The organism is Ruegeria sp. ABV4_181, from assembly GCF_056158465.1.
Map to the genome: position 1 here is coordinate 2,010,076 of NZ_JBSWTI010000002.1, position 20,932 is coordinate 2,031,007.

The window sequence follows — 20,932 nt, forward strand, 5'->3', positions numbered from 1 at the left end:
ATCAGACAGGCTCGGAGTATTTGTCTTGAGGTGTCGTAAGTTTGACGAAGTTCATGAATTGCCGTGCCAACTGGGACGGTGGCAAGCCGGAAGGAAGAACAAAGCTCGTCGCATATGAGATCGCGGCGTCGAAGGGGCGCACCTCAATCCCTTCCAACCCTGTTGTCAGCAGAGGGAACGGGTTCACGATTGCAACGCCCAGCCCTTCGCGAACAAGCTCAAGCGCGGCCATGTTTGTCGCTGTTTCCGCAACTTTCCGGGGTTGAATGCCTGCCCGCGCAAAAATCTGCTCGGTAGTGGCCCGTGTGCCGAGCCGTCTCAGGAATTCGACGAGTTCCACGCCTTCAAGGTCTTCGGGCGTCACGACCTTCTTTTCGCACAAGGCATGGCCGACCGGCATCGCACACACCGCTTTGCTGCGTCGCCACGGGACAAGTTGCACACCGGATCGTTGGATCATGCCGCTTGTCAGGCCAAGGTCGTACCGCAAATCCAGAATGCCCGAGACCAGAACATCCGTCGACTGAATATCAAGCTGTAACCGCCGGCCCGGATTGGCCTTAAGAAAGCTCGCTACACGTTTGATAATGAAGTGATGCGCCAGAGTTGGTGGTACGATCAGGCGAAGCGGCTCGTCTTCCGGTGCCGCCCAATCCGCGCCTTCGATCTGCGCCAGCGTCTCGAAAATCGGATCAAGCTTTTCGTTGAGCCGGAGCGCCTCATGCGTGGGTTCGATACGCCCGGATTTCCGGATGAACAGCGAACGACCGACCCGCGCCTCAAGCTGTGACAGAGACCGGCTTACGGCCGATTGGGACACGCCCAGCCTGCGGGCCGCGCCGATGGTGGTGCCGGTGGTGACCAGCGCCCGCAGCGATTCAAACTCGCGCAATCGGTGTCGATGCTCTGTCATGTTGCGCCCATCCTCGTGTCGCCGGGAAACAAAAACCATCCGTCGGATCGGATTACTCTATGCAAAATCGCATAGAATTGAGTATTGGCAATGATTTTCAGGGTAGATAGCATTTCGGAAGGGCGCAGGGCCGGGCATGGATTCGGATCAAACAAGCGCCAAATGAACAGGGAGTCTTTTTGATGAAGAAATTCACAGCTGCGACAGCTGTCGCTGTCGGCATTCTGACTTTCGGGGTCGGTGTCGCCAGTGCGGAAAAGCTGACAATCGGTCTGGCCTCGGAACCAACTGCCATGGACCCGCACTTCCACAATCTTGGTCCCAATAACGCGATGACGCTGCACATCTTTGATCGCCTTGTCGATCAGGATGAGAATCAACGTCTTATTCCCGGGCTTGCTGTTTCCTGGCAGCCTATTGATGACCTGACATGGGAATTCAAACTGCGCGAAGGCGTGAAGTTTCACGACGGGTCCGACTTCAATGCGGATGACGTTGTCTGCACAATCGAACGTGCGCCCAACGTCCCCAATTCGCCGTCCAGCTTTGGTACGTACCTGAAAGGCAAGTCGGTCGAGAAAGTGGATGACTACACAGTCCACTTCAAGACGGCTGAGCCCTATCCTTTGATGGCGAACGATATTTCGACCATTCGGATTATTTCGAGTGACACAGGTTGCGGCGCAGCGACCGAAGACTTCAATTCAGGTGTCGCAGCGGTTGGAACCGGCCCCTTCAAGTTCGTAAGCTACACACCCGGCGAGTCGATTGTTGTAGCGCGGAACGACGAATACTGGGGTGACGCGCCGATCTGGTCAGAAGTCGAATTCCGCCCGATTTCGTCGGGTCCCAGCCGCGTTGCGGCCCTGCTTGCCGGTGATGTCGACATGATTGCCGCGGTGCCAACCACGGATATCGCAACTCTGGCCGAAAACGAAGAGTTGCAGCTGAGTCAGGGTGTCTCGAACCGGGTCATTTACCTGCACATGGACCAGTTCCGCGAAAACTCGCCCTTTGTGAAGGCGAATGGCGGCGGCGACATCAAGAACCCGCTGATGGATGTGAAGGTGCGCAAGGCAATCAGCATGGCCATCAACCGCGATGCCATCGTTGAACGCGTGATGGAAGGCGTTGCACTGCCAGCGGGCCAGTTGTTGCCAGAGGGCTTCTTTGGTGTGTCCGACAATCTGGAGGTCGTCGAATACGATCCTGAAGGTGCCAAGGCGCTTCTTGCCGAAGCCGGATATGGCGACGGGTTCGAGATGACGATCCACGGACCGAATGACCGGTACATCAATGACGCGAAGATCGCAGAAGCTGTCGCCCAGATGCTGACCCGGATCGGCATCAAGACGGCGGTCGAAACCATGCCGCGTTCGGTCTACTTCGGGCGGGCCTCCCGCGGGGCCGAGGGCGACCTGCCGGAGTTCAGCTTTATCCTCGTCGGTTGGGGCGCGGGCTCGGGCGAGGCGTCATCGCCTCTGAAATCGCTGATCCACACGTTCAATCCCGACAAGGGCTTTGGGTCATCCAACCGCGGACGGCATTCCGATCCTGAGACGGACGCCCTGATCGAAGAGGCGTTGCGGACTGTCGACGACGCCAAGCGGCAGGACCTGCTTGCAGCGGCGACTGAACGGGCGATTAACAACGTCGCGATCATTCCGACCCATTTCCAGGTCAATACCTGGGCAGCGAAGGCGGGGCTCAAGTACATCGCGCGTACCGATGAATACACCCTCGCGCTGGGCGTGGTGAAAGAGTAACGGCAACTCCACCGGGCCGCGCGCAGACGCGGCCCGGCGGCTTCCCCTTCGAGGGTTACATCCAATGACTGTATTTGTGATCCGCCGATTGCTTCAGGCACTTCTGGTCGTATTCCTGATGTCGGTGATCGTCTTTTTCGGCGTCAATATCGTTGGCGATCCGGTCTATATGCTGGTGAGCCCCGACGCGGATCAGGCCGATATCGCAGCGACTATCGAGCGGCTTGGACTGGATCGTCCGATCTGGCAGCAGTACTGGCTTTTCCTGAAGGGCGCAGCGCAAGGTGATCTTGGCAACAGCTTTATCTTTGGTGAACCGGCGCTGAAGCTGATCCTGCATCACATGCCGGCAACGATGGAATTGGCGTTCACCGCGCTGATGCTTGCAATCGTCATTGGTATCCCCCTTGGGCTTTATGCCGGGCTTTACCCGGACAACCCGATCTCAAAGGGGATCATGGCCGGATCGATCCTGGGCTTTTCACTTCCTACTTTTTGGGTCGGTTTGATGCTGATCATGCTGTTTGCCGTCGAACTCGGGTGGGTTCCGGCGACAGGGCGCGGCGATCTGGGCCGGTTTCTCGGGATCGAAAGCAGCCTGTTCACCTGCGACGGTCTGAGCCACATTTTCCTGCCGGCGCTCAATCTGGCGCTTTTGAAGATATCGCTGGCCATTCGGCTGACCCGCGCCGGTGTGCGCGAGGCGATGGGGCAGGACTATGTGAAATACGCCCGGGCCAAAGGGCTCTCGACCCGGCGCATCATCTTTGTACATGTCATGAAAAACATCATGATCCCAGTCGTTACCGTGATGGGTCTGGAATTCGGGAGCCTGATTGGATTCTCGGTCGTGACAGAGTCGATCTTTGCATGGCCGGGCATGGGCAAACTCCTGATTGATGCGATCCTTCAGCTCGATCGGCCCGTCGTCGTCGCCTATCTGATGATCATCGTTCTGTTCTTCGTACTGATCAATCTGATCGTCGACATTCTTTATTCCCTCCTCGATCCGAGGGTCCGGCTTCAGGATCAGGGCGCATGACCGAAGTTACCGCATCCGAAACCAACGCAGCAGCGCCTGCCAAGGTGGAAACCCCCTTTCAGCGCTTTCTGGCCGAGTTTTTCGAAAGTCGTATCGCCACGGCCGCGTTGTGCTTGTTCGGGGTCATCGTTTTGCTCGCAATACTCGCCCCGTGGATCACACCGCAGAACCCATACGATCTGGCCCAGGTCGATGTGCTTGATGGACGCCTGCCGCCGGGGTCCAAAGCCTTTGAGGGATACACGATGTGGCTCGGGTCGGACGGCGCAGGCCGCGACCTGTACTCGGCCATTCTGTACGGGCTGCGCATCTCGCTTTCCGTGGGCCTCGCCTCGGGTGTGATTGCTCTGCTGATTGGCATGGCGGTAGGTCTGATTGCCGCTTATGCGGGCGGGCGAACAGAGGCGATTGTAATGCGGGTCGTTGACCTGCAGTTGTCCTTTCCCGCGTCGCTGGTGGCGCTGATGCTGGTCGCGGCGATGGGCAAGGGCGTCGACAAGATCATTCTGGCGCTGGTGGTTGCGCAATGGGCATATTATGCGCGAACCGTACGGGCGACTGCGCTGGTTGAACGGAACAAGGAATATGTCGAGGCGGCCCAGTGCCTTGGCATTTCGCGCCTGCGGATCGTCTTTCGCCACATCCTGCCAAATTGCCTTGCCCCGCTGATCGTGGTGGGCACGGTGCAGACCGCCCACGCGATTTCCCTGGAAGCGACGCTTTCGTTTCTGGGTGTCGGGCTTCCGCAGACACAGCCGTCGCTGGGTGTGCTGATCGCCAATGGCTTCGAATACATGCTGTCCGGGCGATACTGGATATCAGTATTTCCCGGCCTTGCGCTGCTTTTCACCGTTGTGTCCATCAACCTCGTTGGGGACCACCTGCGCGACGTGTTGAACCCGAGGTTGAAGAAATGACGAAGGTTCTGGAAGTAAGCGGCCTGAAAACTCATTTCTTCACCCATGCGGGCGTGGTGAAGGCGGTGGACGGCGTCGATTTCTCGGTGTCCAGGGGCGAGGTCATGGGGCTTGTGGGTGAGTCCGGCTCTGGCAAGTCGATCACGGGGTTCTCGATCCTCGGTCTCATCGACCCGCCGGGCCGTATTGTGGACGGTTCGATCAGGTTCAATGGTGACGAGATCGCAAACGCACCCGAAAAGCGGCTTCAGGAACTTCGCGGCAACCGGATTTCGATGATCTTTCAGGACCCGATGATGACCCTGAACCCGGTGCTGCGTGTCGATACCCAGATGATCGAATCCATTCTCGCGCACGAAAAGGTCGACAGGCGAATCGCATGGGAGCGGAGCCGGGATGCGCTGGGGCTGGTCGGTATCCCTTCGCCGGAAGAGCGGCTGAGGGCCTATCCTCACCAATTGTCCGGCGGTATGCGTCAGCGGGTGGCAATTGCCACTGCCTTCCTCAACAAGCCCGACCTGATCATCGCGGACGAACCGACCACCGCGCTGGATGTTACGATCCAGGCGCAGATCATTCACGAGGCGCAAAAACTTACCCGGCAAACAGGGACAGCGATGATCTGGATCACACATGACCTTGCCGTTGTGGCCGGCCTTGCTGATCGAATTTCGGTTATGTACGCCGGGCGAATTGTCGAGCAGGGCAGTATCGACGACGTTGTCGACCGTCCGCTTCACCCCTACACCGTCGGTCTTCTCGGTTCGGTTCCAACGGCGAACCGCCGTGGCCAGCGTCTTTTTCAGATCGAAGGTATGACGCCCAATATGCTGGCCTTGCCTGAAGGCTGCGCCTTTGGCCCACGCTGTCGGAACAGAATGTCCGCTTGCTCGTTGCGGCCGGCAATCGAGGACGTGGACGGACGACAGCTTCGGTGCTTCAACCCTCAGAACAAGATCGGGGCGATGCAATGACGGAACCGCTGGTCGAAATCCGCGGCGTTTCGAAACGCTTTACCAAACGTCTGGATGTGGCCGGAAAAATCGCGCAGCGGCTGGGAGCAAACATTCGCGAAGAGACCGTTCATGCAGTCGACAACGTCAGCCTGTCGATCCGGCCGGGCGAAGTTCTGGGGCTTGTCGGTGAATCCGGCTGCGGCAAATCCACATTGGGGCGTGTTGTTGCCGGTATCCATGCGGCAAGCGACGGTCAGATGCTTTTTCAGGGGAAAGACGTGGCCTCTCTTTCAGGTGCGGACAAGCGGGCGGCAACCCTGGCAATTCAGATGATTTTTCAGGACCCCTTCGCCAGCCTCAATCCCCGCATGCGTGTCGAAGACATCATCGGCGAAGCGCCAAGGATGCATGGGATCGTAACCAAGGCCGAGCTTCCGAACTATGTGGACGACGTGATGCGAAAAGTCGGGCTGGACCCGTCGTTAAAGCGTCGTTACGCGCATCAGTTTTCCGGCGGCCAGCGCCAGAGGATCGGGATCGCCCGCGCGCTGGCCGTGAAACCGAAGTTCCTTGTCTGCGACGAAGCCATCGCTGCGCTTGATGTCTCGATCCAGGCGCAGGTAATCAACCTGTTCATGGATTTACGCGAGGAACTTGGGCTTACGTATTTGTTCATCAGCCACGATCTGAGCGTTGTCGAACATATCGCTGATCGGGTCGCGATTATGTATCTGGGCCGGATTGTCGAAAGCGCCTCGACCGAAGAGATTTTTTCTGCCCCGAGGCACCCATACACCAAAGCACTTTTGGCCGAAGCGCCGCGGCTCGACCAGCGACGTCGGGAGTTCGCGCCGATCGAGGGTGAAATCCCGTCCCCGCTCGACCCACCCTCCGGATGCACTTTCCATCCGCGTTGCCCTGTTGCGACGGCCGAATGCCGGCGTACGATTCCCGAATTGAAAGCTGGCCGTGGCGGGCGCGAAACGGCCTGTCTTCTGGAACACATGGAAACGGTTTGAGATATCTGTCAGGAGATCCCTTTGAAAAACGCTGATCCAATCTGGGACCACGTCGACCGACATCGCGAGGAATTTGTCGCCTTGTCAGACCGCGTTTTCGACACACCCGAAACACTATATTCAGAGTTCAGGTCGGTGGCGGAACACACACGCATGCTGAAATCTCAGGGGTTCAGAGTGACCGAGAACGCAGCCGGCATACCGACCGCCGTGGTCGGTGAAGCGGGTGACGAAGGCCCGGTCATTGCAATTCTGGGTGAGTTCGACGCGCTGCCTTACCTGAGCCAGATGCCGGGTATTGCCGAGCATCTGCCGCTGGAAGAGGGGGGCAACGGTCATGGCTGCGGTCACAACCTGCTCGGTGCTGCGGCGCTTTTGGCGGCGACCGCGCTCAAGGACTGGCTGGCTGAGAACGGTATCAAGGGGCGTGTCCGCTACTACGGATGTCCCGCCGAAGAGGGCGGGGCCGCCAAGACCTACATGGTACGCGAAGGGTTGTTTGACGATGTGGATGCAGCGATCTCCTGGCACCCGGCAACTTTTACCGGCGTGAACCAGGCCCGATCTTTGGCCAACACCCGGATCGATTTTACTTTCCACGGCAAGGCAGCCCATGCGGCCGGAGCCCCGGAATTGGGTCGGTCTGCACTTGATGCTGTCGAGTTGATGAATATCGGCGTCAACTATCTGCGCGAGCACATGCCCGACAGTGCCCGCGTGCATTACGCGTATCTCGACGCAGGCGGCGTCGCGCCGAATGTCGTGCAGGCGAAGGCCACGGTGCGCCAGCTTGTCCGCGCCAGTTCCTTGCCGGATTTGAACGATCTGATCACGCGCGTCCGCAAGATTGCCGACGGCGCGGCATTGATGACCGGGACTGAGGTCACCAGCCAGGTGTTCTCTGGCGTGTCCAACCTGCTTGGCAACCGCGCTCTGGAAGAGGCGATGCAGGGCGAGCTTGAAAAGCTGGGACCGGTCCCGTTCGACGATGCGGATGTCGCCTTTGCGCGCGAGATTCAGGGAACTTTGACGGCGGCAGATATCGACACGACGTTCAAGCGGATCGGAGCCAGACCAAAGAAAGGCCTCGCACTTTGTGATTTCGTCGCGCCGCTTGATCGGCAAAGCGAAGGTGGTGAAGGTTCGACGGATGTTGGCGACGTCAGTTGGGCAGTTCCCACGGTTCAGGCGCGGGTTGCGACCTGCGCCATCGGAACCCCCTTTCACACCTGGCAGACCGTGGCTCAGGGCAAGGCTCCGGCAGCCCATAAGGGCATGGTTTATGCGGCCAAAGCGATGGCCGCAACGGCGTGTCGTGTGGTTGAAGACCAATCCCTTATCAATGCCGCCAGCGAAATTCATCAGGATAACCTCGACCACACGCCCTATGTTTGCCCGATACCGGAAAACGTGCGCCCGCCGGTGTGACGGGGCGTGCGTTCCACGCAGGTTCGTATTCAGGAAGGCCTCACACAACACTGGTACAAGCCTGCTGAAAGCGAGGGTTTCTCGGCGATTCTGATGGGCAAAGTGAAAAAGTGATCCCGCAATTCGCCAGTCTCACGCATCGGCTTGCGGCTGGCTCAAAAGTGGCGAACAGCGCGCAGAAATGCTATTATTGCCCGGTTTGGCCATGTGGAATAAGGTGTTCGGGCTGATAAGGGTTTATCTGCCGCTAGGGAATTGAAGAGATTGTACTGATCCGACCTGAGACGCCCGTGTTGTTGGCAGACAGTTCGCGGTCATTAGGCAGAACGACCACTCGGCACCAAGGTCCAGAGACCGAAACAGGGGCGGACTACTGTGCGACAGGTAACTCGGTCAATTCGCCAACTAGCATAGGCAGGTACGCTTCTGATGCGGTCGACACATGGTACCAACCCGGCAGACACCCCGATGTCAGAGACGCAGGCGCGGCCTCTGGAACGGATTGAACATGCCGAGGATATTCACAAGAAAGTCGTTCTGGTGGATTGGACGCTTGGCAATCGCTGCAACTACGCATGTAGCTATTGCCCGCCCGAATTGCACGACGGATCAAAAGGTTGGCAAAGCCTTGGCGACGTCCTTGGAATGATCGAAGCTTTGCAGGCCCATTATCAGGCAGGCATGGGCAAGCAGGTTTGGCTGCAACTGACCGGCGGCGAGCCAACCATGCATCCGAAAATCAAGGATATTCTGGCCGCCGCCCACGCCCACGACATGAAAGTCAGTTTGATTTCAAATGGTTCCAGGACCGAGCGTTTCTGGCAGGCCGTTCGCGACAAGCTGGATTCCCTTATTCTGACGTTTCATCTGGAAGAGGCAGAATTTGCGCATGTCCACCGGGTGATCGAAATCCTGTCGGAAGAAATATTCATTCATGTCAACATCACAATGCTGCCTGATCGGTTTGACGAAAGCTATGAACTGGCTCGTAAGCTGGGGGCAGATTTTCCGAATATCGGGATTGCGATGAAACCTTTGCGGGTTGGGTTTGGGCACGAACTCTACCCCTATAGCGAAACCCAGATCGCAAAAATGCAAGAACAGGTCTCAAGCCCACGCGCGTCGAACGGGCGTCTACGGCATCCGCGTGGGATCATGGAGCGGCGCAACCCCGATGGGACACGCGAGAAAATCCGGCCCAATACTTTCATCCTCAGGGGCGAAAACCGTTGGCGCGGCTGGACTTGCGAGGCGGGGTTGGAGTCGTTGCGCATAACCGGTGATGGCTATGTGAACCGTGCAGTCTGTGGTGTAGGTGGCCGCATCGGTGAGCTTGGGCAAGAGCTGAAATTGCCGGAGACCTCGATTGTCTGTACGCGCGACACGTGCTCTTGCGTGGCCGACATCCTGATCTCGCGCGCACGGTGGGAATAGGCGCGTCGGACTGAGCCGATCCTGCCGTGCTTAATTCACCGCAATCGCAAGTCACTTCGTGAACAAACGGGTTTGAACTTTGGACTTTGTTTCGCATTGGGGCGCAGATGCCTGGGTCATTCCTGCGCATCTGCAGGAAATTTGGATCAATCAGACCATTAGAATTTGATGATCCGCGCCCCTGTTCGTTGGGTGGCGCGGAGGTCGTTCCACTAAAAGATATGCGTCAGAAATAAGCGCGATGATCGCCCATATTCGTCCGGCATCACCGGTTTACTTGTTTTCGAGTGGTCTATTTTTTATAATCTACTGCACATTTAATTTGAATTTTCGACGCTCAGGGCCGCATGCGGATTGCCCGGGCAGTGACAGTGATAAGAGTATTTGAGCGGCCAGTTTGGGGGATTTATGACCAAGGCCAGCGACCCAAAAGCGCGACCTAAGGTTGCTAAAAAAGAAGCCGACGTCGTCGTGGGGACTTACGATTTCGTACAGTCCCCTGAATGGCAGAAGGTGCTTGAAAAAGCTATTACTCAGCGGAAAGAATCTCTTTCGGAACGTGCCCAAAAGGGTGCGGCGGCGCCCAAACCCAAAGCGGGTCAGAACAGTGGTGATCAATCAACCACAGGTAAAAAGCCTGCAAGTGAACCAAAACCCGCCACGGACCAGCCAAATCGGGCGCCTCAGCAAAGTGCGGCGGTAAGTCCGCGTCGCGCAAGTGAGTCGGAAAATCCCTCTGCCGAGACGTCGGATGACAGCCAGATCAGTAAAATTGTCAGAAAAGCGAAGGCGAAATCGGCTGAACCGGGGAAACAGAAAAGCGCGCCGACCGAAGACAAACTTCCCGCTCCTGAAAACGCTGTGCCAGAGCCGTCTCAGGGCGAGGTCAACCCGGCTCAGGAAAGCGCAAGTGCCGAACCGCCACAGCCATCCAGCGACACGCAGGCCGAAAACGCCAGAGATGATCAGCCAAGTTTAAAGGCGGGTCTGAAGCTATCCACCGAAGAGGTCGCTGATCGTCTACGGAAAAAGCTTCTTCATAAAATGGGCGAACAGCGAAGAACGCGCCGCAAGATCAAGTTCGGCTCGATCGCGGTTGGGGCCGCCATTGGTGTAGTGGCGTCGTCCTCCGTGTTTTTTCTGTTGTCCGAATGGGGCGCGTCGGGGTCGCATGAGAGTGCCGGACCGGCAACAATAGAAACAGAAGTTGTCGATGTCGCGTCGCTTCAGGGCCGTGAGGCAGTTCAACTCCCGGCTCAGCAACCTGTTGTTGCCAGCGATGCGTTGGAGCAATCCGACCTGTTGCCGGATTTGTTGGACGCGCCAACGGGTTCCGTGCCGCCCGAAGAAAACCCGGTTGAGACCGAAGAACTGGCCAGTCTGGTCGGTGTGACGCCAGCTCTGCCGGAACTGTCCGAAAATGTGGAAATTCTTGAACCGAACTTGGTACGCCCGGCCCCTAATGTTCTGGCGTCTGCTTTGGCCCTGGATCCACCGACGATTCCGCTGAGCATAACCAGCAGCCAACCGCGGCCCGAGGCGAATCCAACATTTACACGGTATCAACACACTCCTTTGCTGTTTGGCACGGCGTTTTCCTTGTCGGATGAAGACGCGGCAGAGCTCTATTCGATAGATTCCCTGATCAACGCAGTCCTTACGTCCCCACGCCCGCCGGTGGTTTCAATTCAGCCGGTCGCCTTGATCTCGCCCGAGCCGGCGGGTTCAAACGGGGATCACGGGCCGCTTCCAGTGCGGATTGCGGCATATCAGCCTGAACCGCAAGGACCGGGCATTGCCCTGGCCAATCCGGGCCTTTCCCGTCCGGATCCGATGGGTGTTCTGGATTTCGTGGTCCCGTCGCCCGGACCTGCTTTGACGGAGCCCGCAGCGGACGAGGTGCAGACCGCCGCCCTTAACCCGGACGCGCAGGCCGACATTGCGCTGGTCCCGGAGCCCTCTCAACCAGTGAGTATCGAGCCGCGCGCTGAACCCACCGACCCGATTGAGCCGGTCTTGCCCCCTGTCGAGGAAACTGAAGCACCAGAAGCGATATCAGGTGGTGGTAACGGTGCGGAATTCAGGTTGTATGCGCCCAAAAGCGTTCCTGCTGATACGGTAAACACCGTTGTTACGGATTTGACGGCTTCGGGACATGCATTAAACGGGACGGCGCGGGTTGGCTTCGGGATCCGCCAATCCAATGTCCGGTTCTATCACAGACAGGACGCTGCCCGGGCCGCGGCGCTTGCAGAAGATGCCGGCGCTTTGGTGCGCGACTTCACAGGGTCAGGCACGAAAACCCCGCGCGGGATAATAGAGCTTTGGCTGGCCGGGAAAGGCAGCGGCGGTTCAGCGATCAAGCGGACAACCAGAAAAAGCAGGGTCACGGCCCCGGCAAACAATCAGGTCAATCAACTGAAAAATCAGGTCCTGAAAAAGCTTAGGACTGCAACAAACCAATAACCATTCATTGTTCTTGATCCCAAAGGACCGAAACATACTGAGTATAACGTTAACTATTATTTATCGGGTTTTTGAAGATGACTGACAGCAGACTAATGGGCATCGTAACCGCGCTTTTGCTTCTGGCAACAACGCAGGGTGCGCGTTCGGAAATGACGCTTGAGCATCTGTTGGCTATTGATGGGTTCCTGTCCACCAATGACACCCAGTCGCTCTATTCATATCTGCAAAGAAACCCGGATTTGCTTTTGGGAAATGATGAGTTGTCGGTGGAACTACAGAACTTCTACGAAGCGGCTTCTGCCGGAAATCTGGATTTCGACTATGCTGCCAGCGGGGCACGCAATCCGGATGACACCGCGAATGAAACCACGTTTCAGCACTGAACCCCATGTCCCTGATCAACGCCATCAATCCCGTGGTTCGTCCTAAGATTGCCTATGTCATCGAGCCCAGGTTCTCAGGAGGCACGTCTGCCGCTGTGGCGGCAGAACTGCAGGTGGCCGTGGACTTCGGGCAGTTGGAAGTGCACGCGATCACTTCAAGGATGTTCGGTGAAAGCCAACACATTTCACCGGTGCTGCGCCGGGTGCTTGACGCATTGCGGATACCGCTGATTTGGGATGCGCCGCAAATACGCGCGGATTTTGTGATTTTGCACAACCCGTCATTTTTGAAACATCAGGACAGGCTGGACACAAAGATCATTACGCGGGAACTGATCGTGGTCACGCACGAGAATTTTCTGCGCCCGGGGGGCGGGGAAGGATTCGACGTCGCCGCCTGCCTGAATCAGATCGAAGCGTCCACGCTGTCGCTGAGCAAAACTCTCGCGCCAATCTCTCCGTATAACCGCGATACTGTTTCCGGTTGGTTGGCCGGGTCCCGCGTCAGCCAACCGTGGAAGGTTCTCGACACCAATTGGTTCAATATCTGCCAGACCGAAGTAGGCGCCCCCCGGGCAGAGCCCGGGGACCGCCGTGGCAGGCACTCACGGCCGGGGTTTGAGAAATTTCCGGCCTTAACCGATTTGGAAAGATGTTTCTCCCGGCAATCCCAGAGCAATGTCATCCTCGGCGCAGACGCTTTGTTGGATGGCGGGGTTCTCCGCGCGCATTGGACGCTGCTTCCCTTCGACGCCATAAGTGTGGAAGAGTTTTTTGAAATGATTGATTTCTACGTGTATTTCACGGCTCCAACCTGGCAAGAGAGCTTCGGACGGGTCATCGCCGAGGCACTGGCTGCCGGCAAGGTGGTGCTGACCAATCCCGACATTGGCAAAACCTTTGGCGATGCCGTTCTTGGCTGCCGCCCCGGCGAAGTAGACGAGATCATTGCCGACCTTGTTGCCGACCCGCGCCGCTATCATCAGCAGGTATCCAAGTCGCAACAGGCGTTGGAGCGTTATTCGGCCCAGAACTTCGGCGCGATGCTGTCCAAAATTCTGACAACGGACGGCGGGGTGCCGGTATGATCTTTGTTGAGGCCGGCACACGTTCCTTACGGTCGTTCGACGCGCAGCTGATCTTTGCTGAACAACTCACCGCGCGCGGTTTCAATGCGTGTATCGGTGCCGAGTATCTGCCGGAAGATGCCGGGCGCGGCAGAATTTACGAAGCGGCCAAGATTCTTGTCGACCCTTCCGAGCATGTTGCCGAAACCGTTTTTGTGCTGGGCGCCGAGGACATTGATGACGTGCTGCTCGCGTCCCTCAGGCAAAGGCAGATTGGCGCGGACGTGCCGGTGATTGCGACAGGGCGATTTCCGACCCAACAAAGCTATGTCGGTGCCAAGTCCCGCCTGGCCTATGCACTTGGGCGTGAGGCTACGGTCATTGACCTGACCGAGTTCCAACCGCGACCGGTGCTGCTTTCTGCAGCCAGCCCATTGTTTGCGGAAGTTCGGAAGACTTCACGACCTGTGCGTGAAATGCCCTCCGTCACTGTTGTCCTTGGATCGACCGAACTGGACAACCCTGAAACGCTGTCCTGCCTGTCACGGATGAGCAATCAGGGCGCATATAACCTGAAACTCATTGTGAGTGGCGCACAGAACGAGGCGATCAAGGCGTCGTCCTTCCACGACTTGCCAGCCAACCTTTACACCGATTTGTCGCCGCACACGCTGGCCAATTCAACGGACGTTCTGGCGATGTTCGGGCACGGAATCGCCGGTGTTCGCATGGCGGCACTTGCGGTCGAACTGCTGGCCGCCGGAGGGGTCGTGATAGACTGCACCGAGGACGAAGTTCTGATGTCATCGGGCGCGCCGGCCTTGCTGGGGCCAAAGACCCTGTTTGCTTTGGACGGTTACCTGATCGGGAAGATACTTGGAAACATTCCGCAAATTGCGGAACAGGCATCAAAATCCCGGTGGCTCCACACGGTCGACATTTCCCGACTGGAGGCTGCGGCGGGACTGCACGCAAAACTGCAAGAGGCCGAGCGAGCGGACCAGAGAACCCTGTTCTTTCCGACCAATGGGGTAGGGTTAGGCCATGCTCAGCGATGCGCGATCGTCGCCAAGGCGTTGCCTGACGCAATGCCCAGGGTTTTCGCGGCCTTTCCCAGTTGCGTGCCGCTTTTGCGTCGCGAAGGTCAGGATTGTATCCCGCTGGTCTCGCGCACCGACGCGACGGACAATTACAATGGCAATGACATCGTGACGTACCGACGTCTTGGGGCCGCGTTACAGGAAAACGACAGGATCGTTTTCGACGGCGGCCATGTCTTCGATTCCGTCTACCGGGTGATCCTGGAACGCAGGCTGTCAGCGGTCTGGATCCGGCGCGGCCTTTGGCCCAAAGGCCGGTCCCGACAAACCATGCTTCGACGCGAGGCGGTATTCGACCGTGTCATCGTGCCATCCGAAGCCTTCGAAGAGCTTAACGATGCCTACAGCTATGGTGACCACGTGCACTATGTTGGCCCGATTTACCGGCAGGTGGCGCAATCCACGGACGACCGCGACCAACTCCGGGCGCGGCTGGCCGAACGGTTCGGGCGTGACTTCAGGCAGTTGGTCGTCAGCATGTTGGGCGGAGGTGTCGCCTCGGACAGATCCGCGCAGCTTCAGGCGATTTCAGGGATGCTGGAAACCCGACCGGATTGCCTGCATCTGATTGTCATCTGGCCCGGAAGTACGGTGCAGCCGGCGGCGTTTGGCTGGACGAATACCCGGGTGGTTCAGACGTTCGAAGCCACCAAGCTTTGCCTGGCTGCGGATCTTGTCATCTCTGCGGCAGGGTATAATTCGGTTCTTGAACTCCTTTACCACAAGATACCCGCGATCCTGATTCCGCAGTCGGCGCCCTATCTGGACGATCAGGAACGGCGCGCCAGGGCGTTGGCGGACCGCGATCTGTGCGCGTTGATCACCGAAAGGGAATTCATGAAGCTGGAAAGGACCGTGACCGATTGTCTGGACAGCGATGGGTTGAACGTCTTCCGGACCGCGCTGCATGACATTGAGCTGCCCCAAGCGGGCGCGGCGGAGGCTGCTGAATTGATAACCGAGACCGGAGTCAGAAAATGACGGACACGACCTGGTTCGAAATTCTCAGCAGAATGTCACCGAAACAGCCGGTGCGACTTGACGATTTGGTCACGGACACGCGCGGCGTGGGGCCACAAGGGAAAGTACTGCTTCCGCAGCAGGGTCTTGCGCCGTCCGTGGCGCTGTGGGATCGCGATCCGGGTGGACCTGCGCATATTGGCATTCGGGTTCTGGAACCGCTGGAAACGCCATACAATGTGGCACGGCTTCTCGCCTCCGCCGCGACAGAGCGCGGTGTCTTTCCGATCATTCTAAGCCGCGTGGACTACTGCGGATTTGAGCAGTTCGGTTTCCGGGTCGAGCGTGTTCCGGAAGACCCCGAAGCAGCCCAGGCCACCGAGGAAGAGATCAGAAAATTCTGGGATCTCGCCATCATCATTGACGGACACGAAATCGGGCTTCTGAGTTAAGGAAACCGGCTTCCCGGTCTGAGTTTCCCTGCCGGACAAGTGGCGCGAAGCGCTATAGTTGGCTCAGCTCTCTTGATCATCCGGCCCTTGTTCGCCGGCATTTCTGGGATCGGCATCCATTGCACCATCCCAGTCATAGACGACAACCCCGCCTGTCTCACGCGCGCCCAGCGACCGGTAGAGGGCTCGTGCGGGTGTGTTGTCATCCTCTGTGGCAAGCCAAATGCCCTGACACCCCCGGTTGCGCGCCACATCGAACAGCATGTTGCACAATGTCTGAGCTATGCCCTGACGCTGATGATCGGGGGCAACGCCAACCTCGTTGACAAAGAGCGCCGGTGCTTTGTCCGGGTGCAGTAAAATCGTGCCCGACGCAAAGCCGATTACTGTTTGTCCCAATACGGCAAAGATCAACTCGTGCCCATCATCGGCCAGAAACCCGTCGAGTTGCCCGGGGTCGACAGGGTTATCGAAAACTCCGGCACCAAGAAGTAGCTGAGCGTTGTCTTGATCAAGCCGATGATATGTCACCGCATCGTCCATTGAACTGACAGTACAACAAACCAGACCCCAGGCAATCGAAGGCATGCCAAACTGGCGCTTATTGGCCTGTGCCAGCCTTGGGAAATTTTGTGTCGTTTTCCTGCGTTGAAACGAAACTTCATGACAGCGCATGTGGGATGGGGTAATTGTTCAATGAAGGTAGAAAAGCAAAGCCTGGATAAAGATTTTGGAACACGTGGCCTTTACGTTCGAGATGGGCGTGGTTTGCGCCCTCTTGGCCTTCACTGTTTTTCTGTTCGTGTCGGAGGTGGTCAGAATTGACCTCTCGGCCATTCTTGTTCTCGTTCTCATCGGTCTTCTCAGCTATGCGCCCGGATTGGAGAATCTTGCTAACGTCCCGCACCTGTTCGACGGGTTTGCGTCAAACGCGGTCATTTCGATCATCGCGGTCATGATCGTCGGGGCCGGTCTGGACAAGACCGGCATCATGAACAAGGTGGCAGCCGTTATTCTGAAATATGGCGGCAAATCCGAAAACCGGGTTTTGCCGATTATTTCCGGCACTGTCGGCGTCATCTCATCCTTTATGCAGAATGTCGGCGCCGCCGCCCTGTTCCTGCCCGTCGTCAGCCGGATTTCGTCCAGATCGGGCATACCGCTGTCACGCCTGCTGATGCCAATGGGGTTCTGCGCCATTCTTGGCGGGACGATGACGATGGTCGGTTCCTCGCCGCTTATCCTTCTGAACGATCTGATCCTGACCGCCAACGAAGGGTTGCCCGAGACACAGAAGATGCAGCCCTTTGGCCTGTTTTCGGTGACCCCGATTGGCGCGGCCCTGATCATGACGGGCATCGCCTATTTCCTGCTGCTAGGCCGCTGGGTGCTGCCTGGCGCAGAAGGGTCCGAAAACACCGGAACGGGGCAGGGGACGCAGGAATATCTGCAACGAGTCTATGGGCTAAAGGCGGATGTTTTTGAGGTCGTTGTCCCCGCCGACAGCCCGCTGGTGGGGCAGGTGCTGGCCGATATCAATCACGAAAACCACCTGTACATAATCTCAACCTTTTACCGCGGCAAAACGTCGATGGTTCAGGTTCTGACCGCAGAAATTGCGGCACCCTGCCGGCTGGCGATTATCGGGCGGCGCTGGGTGGTGGAGGAGTTCGCGCAGAAGTTCGGCCTGACCGTTCTTCCCGATCTGGACATTTTTGTCGAAGAATTTGCCCCCACCAATGCCGGCATCGCCGAGGTCGTTGTCACCCCCGACAGCAAGTTGATCGGAAAATGCCCGCGCGAACTTTTGTTCCGCAAGACATATGGCATGTCGCTTTTGGCGATCCATCGGGGCGAGGAAACGCTGAGCCATGTGGAAACCGAAACGCACGAGTCCACCCAGATCGGGCTTGAGAAGTTTCAGGCCGGCGACATGCTTGTGGCCCACACAAGATGGGACAACCTGATGCGGATCAAGCGTGACCCGGATTTCGTGGTGGTGACAACGGACTTCCCGCAGGATGAACTGCGTCCGCAAAAGGTTGGCTGGGCGGTCGGGTTCTTCGCGATTTCGCTTTCGTTGATTTTGTTCACCGACGTGCGCCTCTCGCTATGCCTGCTGACAGGTGCTGCGGGTATGATGCTGACCCGCGTTCTCAGTGTGGATGAGGCATATCGCGCCGTTGGCTGGAACACCGTGTTCTTGCTGGCATGCCTGATACCGTTGGGACAGGCGGTGCAGAATACAGGCACGGCTGCCTGGATTGCCCAGCAAATCATGATCATTCTGGACGGCTGGCCAATCTGGTCGCTTCAGACCGGCGTTGCAGTGCTGGCCACGGCCTTTTCGCTGGTCATGTCCAATGTCGGCGCCACCGTGTTGCTTGTGCCGCTTGCGGTTTCGATTGCGGTTGCAGCAGGCGGTAACCCGTCCGTCTTTGCGCTGACGGTCGCGATTTCGACGTCGAACAGTTTCATCATTCCGACACATCAGGTGAATGCGCTGATCATGGGCCCGGCGGGATATAAGGTGATGGATTTTGTGCGCTCAGGCGGGGTCATGACCGCTTTGTTCCTGGTTGTTTCGCTGTTGATGATCAACGTGTTGTATTAATCTGTTCAGGTTGCGTGCGGCCTTTTGCTTCGCTGCGATACCTATTGGTCGGTCTCAACTTCAGTAAACTCGATCCGGAATACGGCGCCGTTGTCCGAGGGCAGCGCTTCGATCCTTGCCCCGACCTGCCTTAGAACGGCCACCACGATCGCCAGCCCCATGCCGGTGCCGCCCGAGCTCCGCCTTGTGGTAAAGAAGGGTTCGGTTATGCGCGCCCGGTTTCGTTCGGAAATTCCGTTTCCATTGTCCCCGATCAAAAGGCTGTCCGGTGCGGTGCGGAACGTTAAATCCACCCTGGTCGCACCATGCTGCTGCGCGTTCTGGAACAGATGGTGCAGGACGATCTGCCCCTGTTCCGCAGACAATGGCAGGGAAACGCCCGGGGCGGCGTGAAGGGCGACGTTCAAATCGCTGAACTCTGCCGCGGCTGCTGAAACGACATCTTCCAGCGCGGCGGGCGTCCGATCGGCCTGAACGCTCACCCGGGCCAATTCGCGCAACCGTCCCAGCAACGCGTTCAGGCGCAAACCTTCTTCCTGAATATTGCGCACCAGCTTTTGGTGGCGTTCGGAACCGGCGTCCGGTTGATCGCCATCCAACAGTTCCGCCGCGCCAAGGATTGCCGTGACCGGTGATTTCAGTTCATGGGTGACATGCGTCGTATAGGTTTCCAGCGCCGCAGAGCGCTCTGAAAGAGTTTCCGCCATCGACACGACATTGTTGCCCAGCTCCGCCAGTTCCCGCACGCCGTAATGGCGCACCGGATCCGGAACCGGCTTCTTACCGCTGGCTACATCCTTGCTTTGATTGCTGAGATCATGGATCGGTTGTGAAATCAGACGCCACAGCAGCGCGCCGACAAGACCGGCCGAAAGCACCATGAATATGGCCAATGAGCCCAGCGTGTAGCGTTCCTGAAACAGAAACTTGCGCAAATCCATCGGTGTGCGCGACAGGTAGACGGCACCGATTACACGGTTATCGACAACAACGGGATGGGCGACGAACACACGATAGGACGTGTCACGGCTGATTGAGTTCAGCAGATGCCGCCGGGTCTGATCATCCCGATAGCGCAGCAGAGTGACGGTTTCACCCGTTAACGCCTGCGCCACTTCGGGGATGTGGCCGAATGAACCGCTGACCTCTCCGGTGCTGGCAATGACCTGACCTGCGTGATCAAGAAAGATATATCCGGACAGCGTGGTTTTTTTCGCGCTTGCCGCCAGCGAGGACAGGATGTCGGAAACCGCACCGTAAGGTGGGCGGGTTTTGGCGTCAGTCGCAACAGGATCCGGTCTTGGAGGCGACACCCATCCGCGAAACAGATCCAGCCGGGGCGGAATGGGATGATAGTCCTGCGATCGGTGTTCGACCTGTTCGTCGGTCAGGCTGTGGCCGAAATCGGGCGATGGCTCATGTTCGGCAAAGGCTGTGGCGTAAACCTCGGCAAAGATGACGGCCTGTGCCAGCAGGCTTCTTTCGGTTTCGCGCGCAAACTGGTTGCTGGACAGGCGAGCACCCAGAACGCCCAAAACGGGCAGGGCGACCAGTGCGATGCAGACCAGCGAAATCACCAGAGCCAGGGATGGCCGCCATTTTCTTGTGACCTTCAGCACTGACACTTGCCCAACTTGACCCCGACGCCATGCACCGTCTGGATCAGGTCAGGGTAGCCGAGCGCGCGAACTTTCTGGCGGATGTTGCGGATGTGGCTGTCCACTGTGCGGCCGGAAAGGTAGGTGTTTTGCCCGTATACCAGCTCGATTAACTGCGCGCGGGAATAAACCCTGCCCGGCGTTTTTGCCAGGATCGAAAGCACCGAAAATTCGATGCCGGTCAGTTGGACTTCCGCTCCGCCCAGTGTGCAGCGATGGGCCGTCTCGTCCAGTTCCAGATCCTGATGGACGGTAGCGGCACCCTTTGCGGCAGAGGTTGCGGATCGGGCAAGAATGGCCTTGATCCGCAGCACCAGTTCCCGTGGACTGAAAGGCTTGGTGACATAGTCGTCGCCGCCCAGTTGAAACCCTAGGATACGGTCGATCTCTTCATCGCGGGCGGTCAGGAACAGGACCGGAGCGTTCGAGGTTCTGCGCAGCGCCTTGCAGGTTTCCAGCCCGTCCATATCGGGCATGCCGATATCCAGAACGACCAGATCGGTGGCGGTCTCGGAAAACCGGTCCAACGCTTCCAGGCCAGTCGCGGCCTCGGAAATCCGAAACCCGGAATCCTCCAAGGCAAATCGCACGACATCGCGAATACGGGCATCGTCATCTACGATCAGAATGTGGTTCGCCATAATCGTCTGCCATTAAATGCCCTGTATGATGACGATCACAGATCACAATGCGGTCTGCCCGGTCAAGTGGGCCCTTGGGGCCACCGCACCCCCGGGATTTGCGCCAGGTGATT

Annotated in this window: 17 protein-coding genes; 13 read left to right on the plus strand and 4 right to left on the minus strand. The window is 57.9% G+C overall.

Annotated features, from left to right (window positions below; translation table 11 throughout):
* Window position 1 precedes the first annotated feature (1 nt).
* The gene (locus tag ACXAC3_RS09975; RefSeq protein WP_475159349.1) at window positions 2-913 is read right to left on the minus strand and encodes a LysR family transcriptional regulator; all 912 of its coding nucleotides are present in this window, start codon (window positions 911-913) and stop codon (window positions 2-4) included.
* Between the two features lie 182 nt (window positions 914-1,095).
* Between ACXAC3_RS09975 and ACXAC3_RS09980 the strand changes: the two genes are divergently transcribed.
* The 12 genes from ACXAC3_RS09980 to ACXAC3_RS10035 all read left to right on the plus strand — a co-directional run bounded on the left by ACXAC3_RS09980 (window position 1,096) and on the right by ACXAC3_RS10035 (window position 15,906).
* Entirely contained in the window at window positions 1,096-2,679 is a 1,584-nt protein-coding gene (locus ACXAC3_RS09980; RefSeq protein WP_475159350.1) for an ABC transporter substrate-binding protein, read from the plus strand.
* 64 nt (window positions 2,680-2,743) lie between these two features.
* Window positions 2,744-3,721 carry an ABC transporter permease gene (locus tag ACXAC3_RS09985; RefSeq protein WP_475159352.1) on the plus strand — a complete coding sequence of 326 codons (978 nt, stop codon included), beginning with the start codon at window positions 2,744-2,746 and terminating at the stop codon, window positions 3,719-3,721.
* The gene (locus ACXAC3_RS09990; RefSeq protein WP_475159353.1) at window positions 3,718-4,638 is read left to right on the plus strand and encodes an ABC transporter permease; all 921 of its coding nucleotides are present in this window, start codon (window positions 3,718-3,720) and stop codon (window positions 4,636-4,638) included. The genes ACXAC3_RS09985 and ACXAC3_RS09990 overlap by 4 nt, the downstream gene beginning before the upstream one ends.
* A complete protein-coding gene (locus ACXAC3_RS09995) occupies window positions 4,635-5,612 on the plus strand; it encodes an ABC transporter ATP-binding protein (protein WP_475159354.1) in 978 nt (325 codons plus the stop codon). Before ACXAC3_RS09990 ends, ACXAC3_RS09995 begins: the two co-directional genes overlap by 4 nt.
* Window positions 5,609-6,613, plus strand: coding sequence for an ABC transporter ATP-binding protein (locus ACXAC3_RS10000; RefSeq protein ID WP_475159355.1), 1,005 nt, complete (start codon window positions 5,609-5,611; stop codon window positions 6,611-6,613). Before ACXAC3_RS09995 ends, ACXAC3_RS10000 begins: the two co-directional genes overlap by 4 nt.
* A gap of 21 nt (window positions 6,614-6,634) precedes the next feature.
* The gene (locus ACXAC3_RS10005; protein WP_475159357.1) at window positions 6,635-8,041 is read left to right on the plus strand and encodes an amidohydrolase; all 1,407 of its coding nucleotides are present in this window, start codon (window positions 6,635-6,637) and stop codon (window positions 8,039-8,041) included.
* A 429-nt stretch (window positions 8,042-8,470) separates the two neighbouring features.
* On the plus strand, window positions 8,471-9,475 hold the full coding sequence (locus tag ACXAC3_RS10010; protein ID WP_475159358.1) for a radical SAM protein: 1,005 nt from the start codon (window positions 8,471-8,473) through the stop codon (window positions 9,473-9,475).
* A gap of 408 nt (window positions 9,476-9,883) precedes the next feature.
* Complete coding sequence (locus ACXAC3_RS10015) at window positions 9,884-11,941, plus strand: hypothetical protein (protein WP_475159360.1); 2,058 nt, start codon at window positions 9,884-9,886, stop codon at window positions 11,939-11,941.
* Window positions 11,942-12,018: 77 nt separating this feature from the next.
* Window positions 12,019-12,327, plus strand: a complete 309-nt coding sequence (locus ACXAC3_RS10020; RefSeq protein WP_475159361.1) for a hypothetical protein — start codon at window positions 12,019-12,021, stop codon at window positions 12,325-12,327.
* 5 nt (window positions 12,328-12,332) lie between these two features.
* Window positions 12,333-13,415, plus strand: coding sequence for a hypothetical protein (locus tag ACXAC3_RS10025; RefSeq protein ID WP_475159362.1), 1,083 nt, complete (start codon window positions 12,333-12,335; stop codon window positions 13,413-13,415).
* Window positions 13,412-15,475 (plus strand): glycosyltransferase, encoded by a 2,064-nt coding sequence (locus ACXAC3_RS10030; RefSeq protein WP_475159364.1) that lies wholly within the window; start codon window positions 13,412-13,414, stop codon window positions 15,473-15,475. Before ACXAC3_RS10025 ends, ACXAC3_RS10030 begins: the two co-directional genes overlap by 4 nt.
* Window positions 15,472-15,906, plus strand: a complete 435-nt coding sequence (locus tag ACXAC3_RS10035; RefSeq protein ID WP_475159366.1) for a hypothetical protein — start codon at window positions 15,472-15,474, stop codon at window positions 15,904-15,906. The genes ACXAC3_RS10030 and ACXAC3_RS10035 overlap by 4 nt, the downstream gene beginning before the upstream one ends.
* A 63-nt stretch (window positions 15,907-15,969) precedes the next feature.
* Here the strand turns inward: ACXAC3_RS10035 and ACXAC3_RS10040 are convergent, their stop codons facing one another.
* Window positions 15,970-16,437, minus strand: coding sequence for a GNAT family N-acetyltransferase (locus tag ACXAC3_RS10040; protein WP_475159367.1), 468 nt, complete (start codon window positions 16,435-16,437; stop codon window positions 15,970-15,972).
* Between the two features lie 226 nt (window positions 16,438-16,663).
* Between ACXAC3_RS10040 and ACXAC3_RS10045 the strand changes: the two genes are divergently transcribed.
* Window positions 16,664-18,520, plus strand: a complete 1,857-nt coding sequence (locus ACXAC3_RS10045; RefSeq protein WP_475163398.1) for an SLC13 family permease — start codon at window positions 16,664-16,666, stop codon at window positions 18,518-18,520.
* Between the two features lie 41 nt (window positions 18,521-18,561).
* Here ACXAC3_RS10045 and ACXAC3_RS10050 read toward each other — a convergent pair whose 3' ends face one another.
* Together ACXAC3_RS10050 and ACXAC3_RS10055 are read right to left on the minus strand one after the other, a co-directional pair.
* Complete coding sequence (locus tag ACXAC3_RS10050; RefSeq protein ID WP_475159368.1) at window positions 18,562-20,139, minus strand: ATP-binding protein; 1,578 nt, start codon at window positions 20,137-20,139, stop codon at window positions 18,562-18,564.
* Window positions 20,133-20,819 carry a response regulator transcription factor gene (locus ACXAC3_RS10055; protein ID WP_475159370.1) on the minus strand — a complete coding sequence of 229 codons (687 nt, stop codon included), beginning with the start codon at window positions 20,817-20,819 and terminating at the stop codon, window positions 20,133-20,135. The genes ACXAC3_RS10050 and ACXAC3_RS10055 overlap by 7 nt, the downstream gene beginning before the upstream one ends.
* Between the last annotated feature and the right edge of the window lie 113 nt (window positions 20,820-20,932).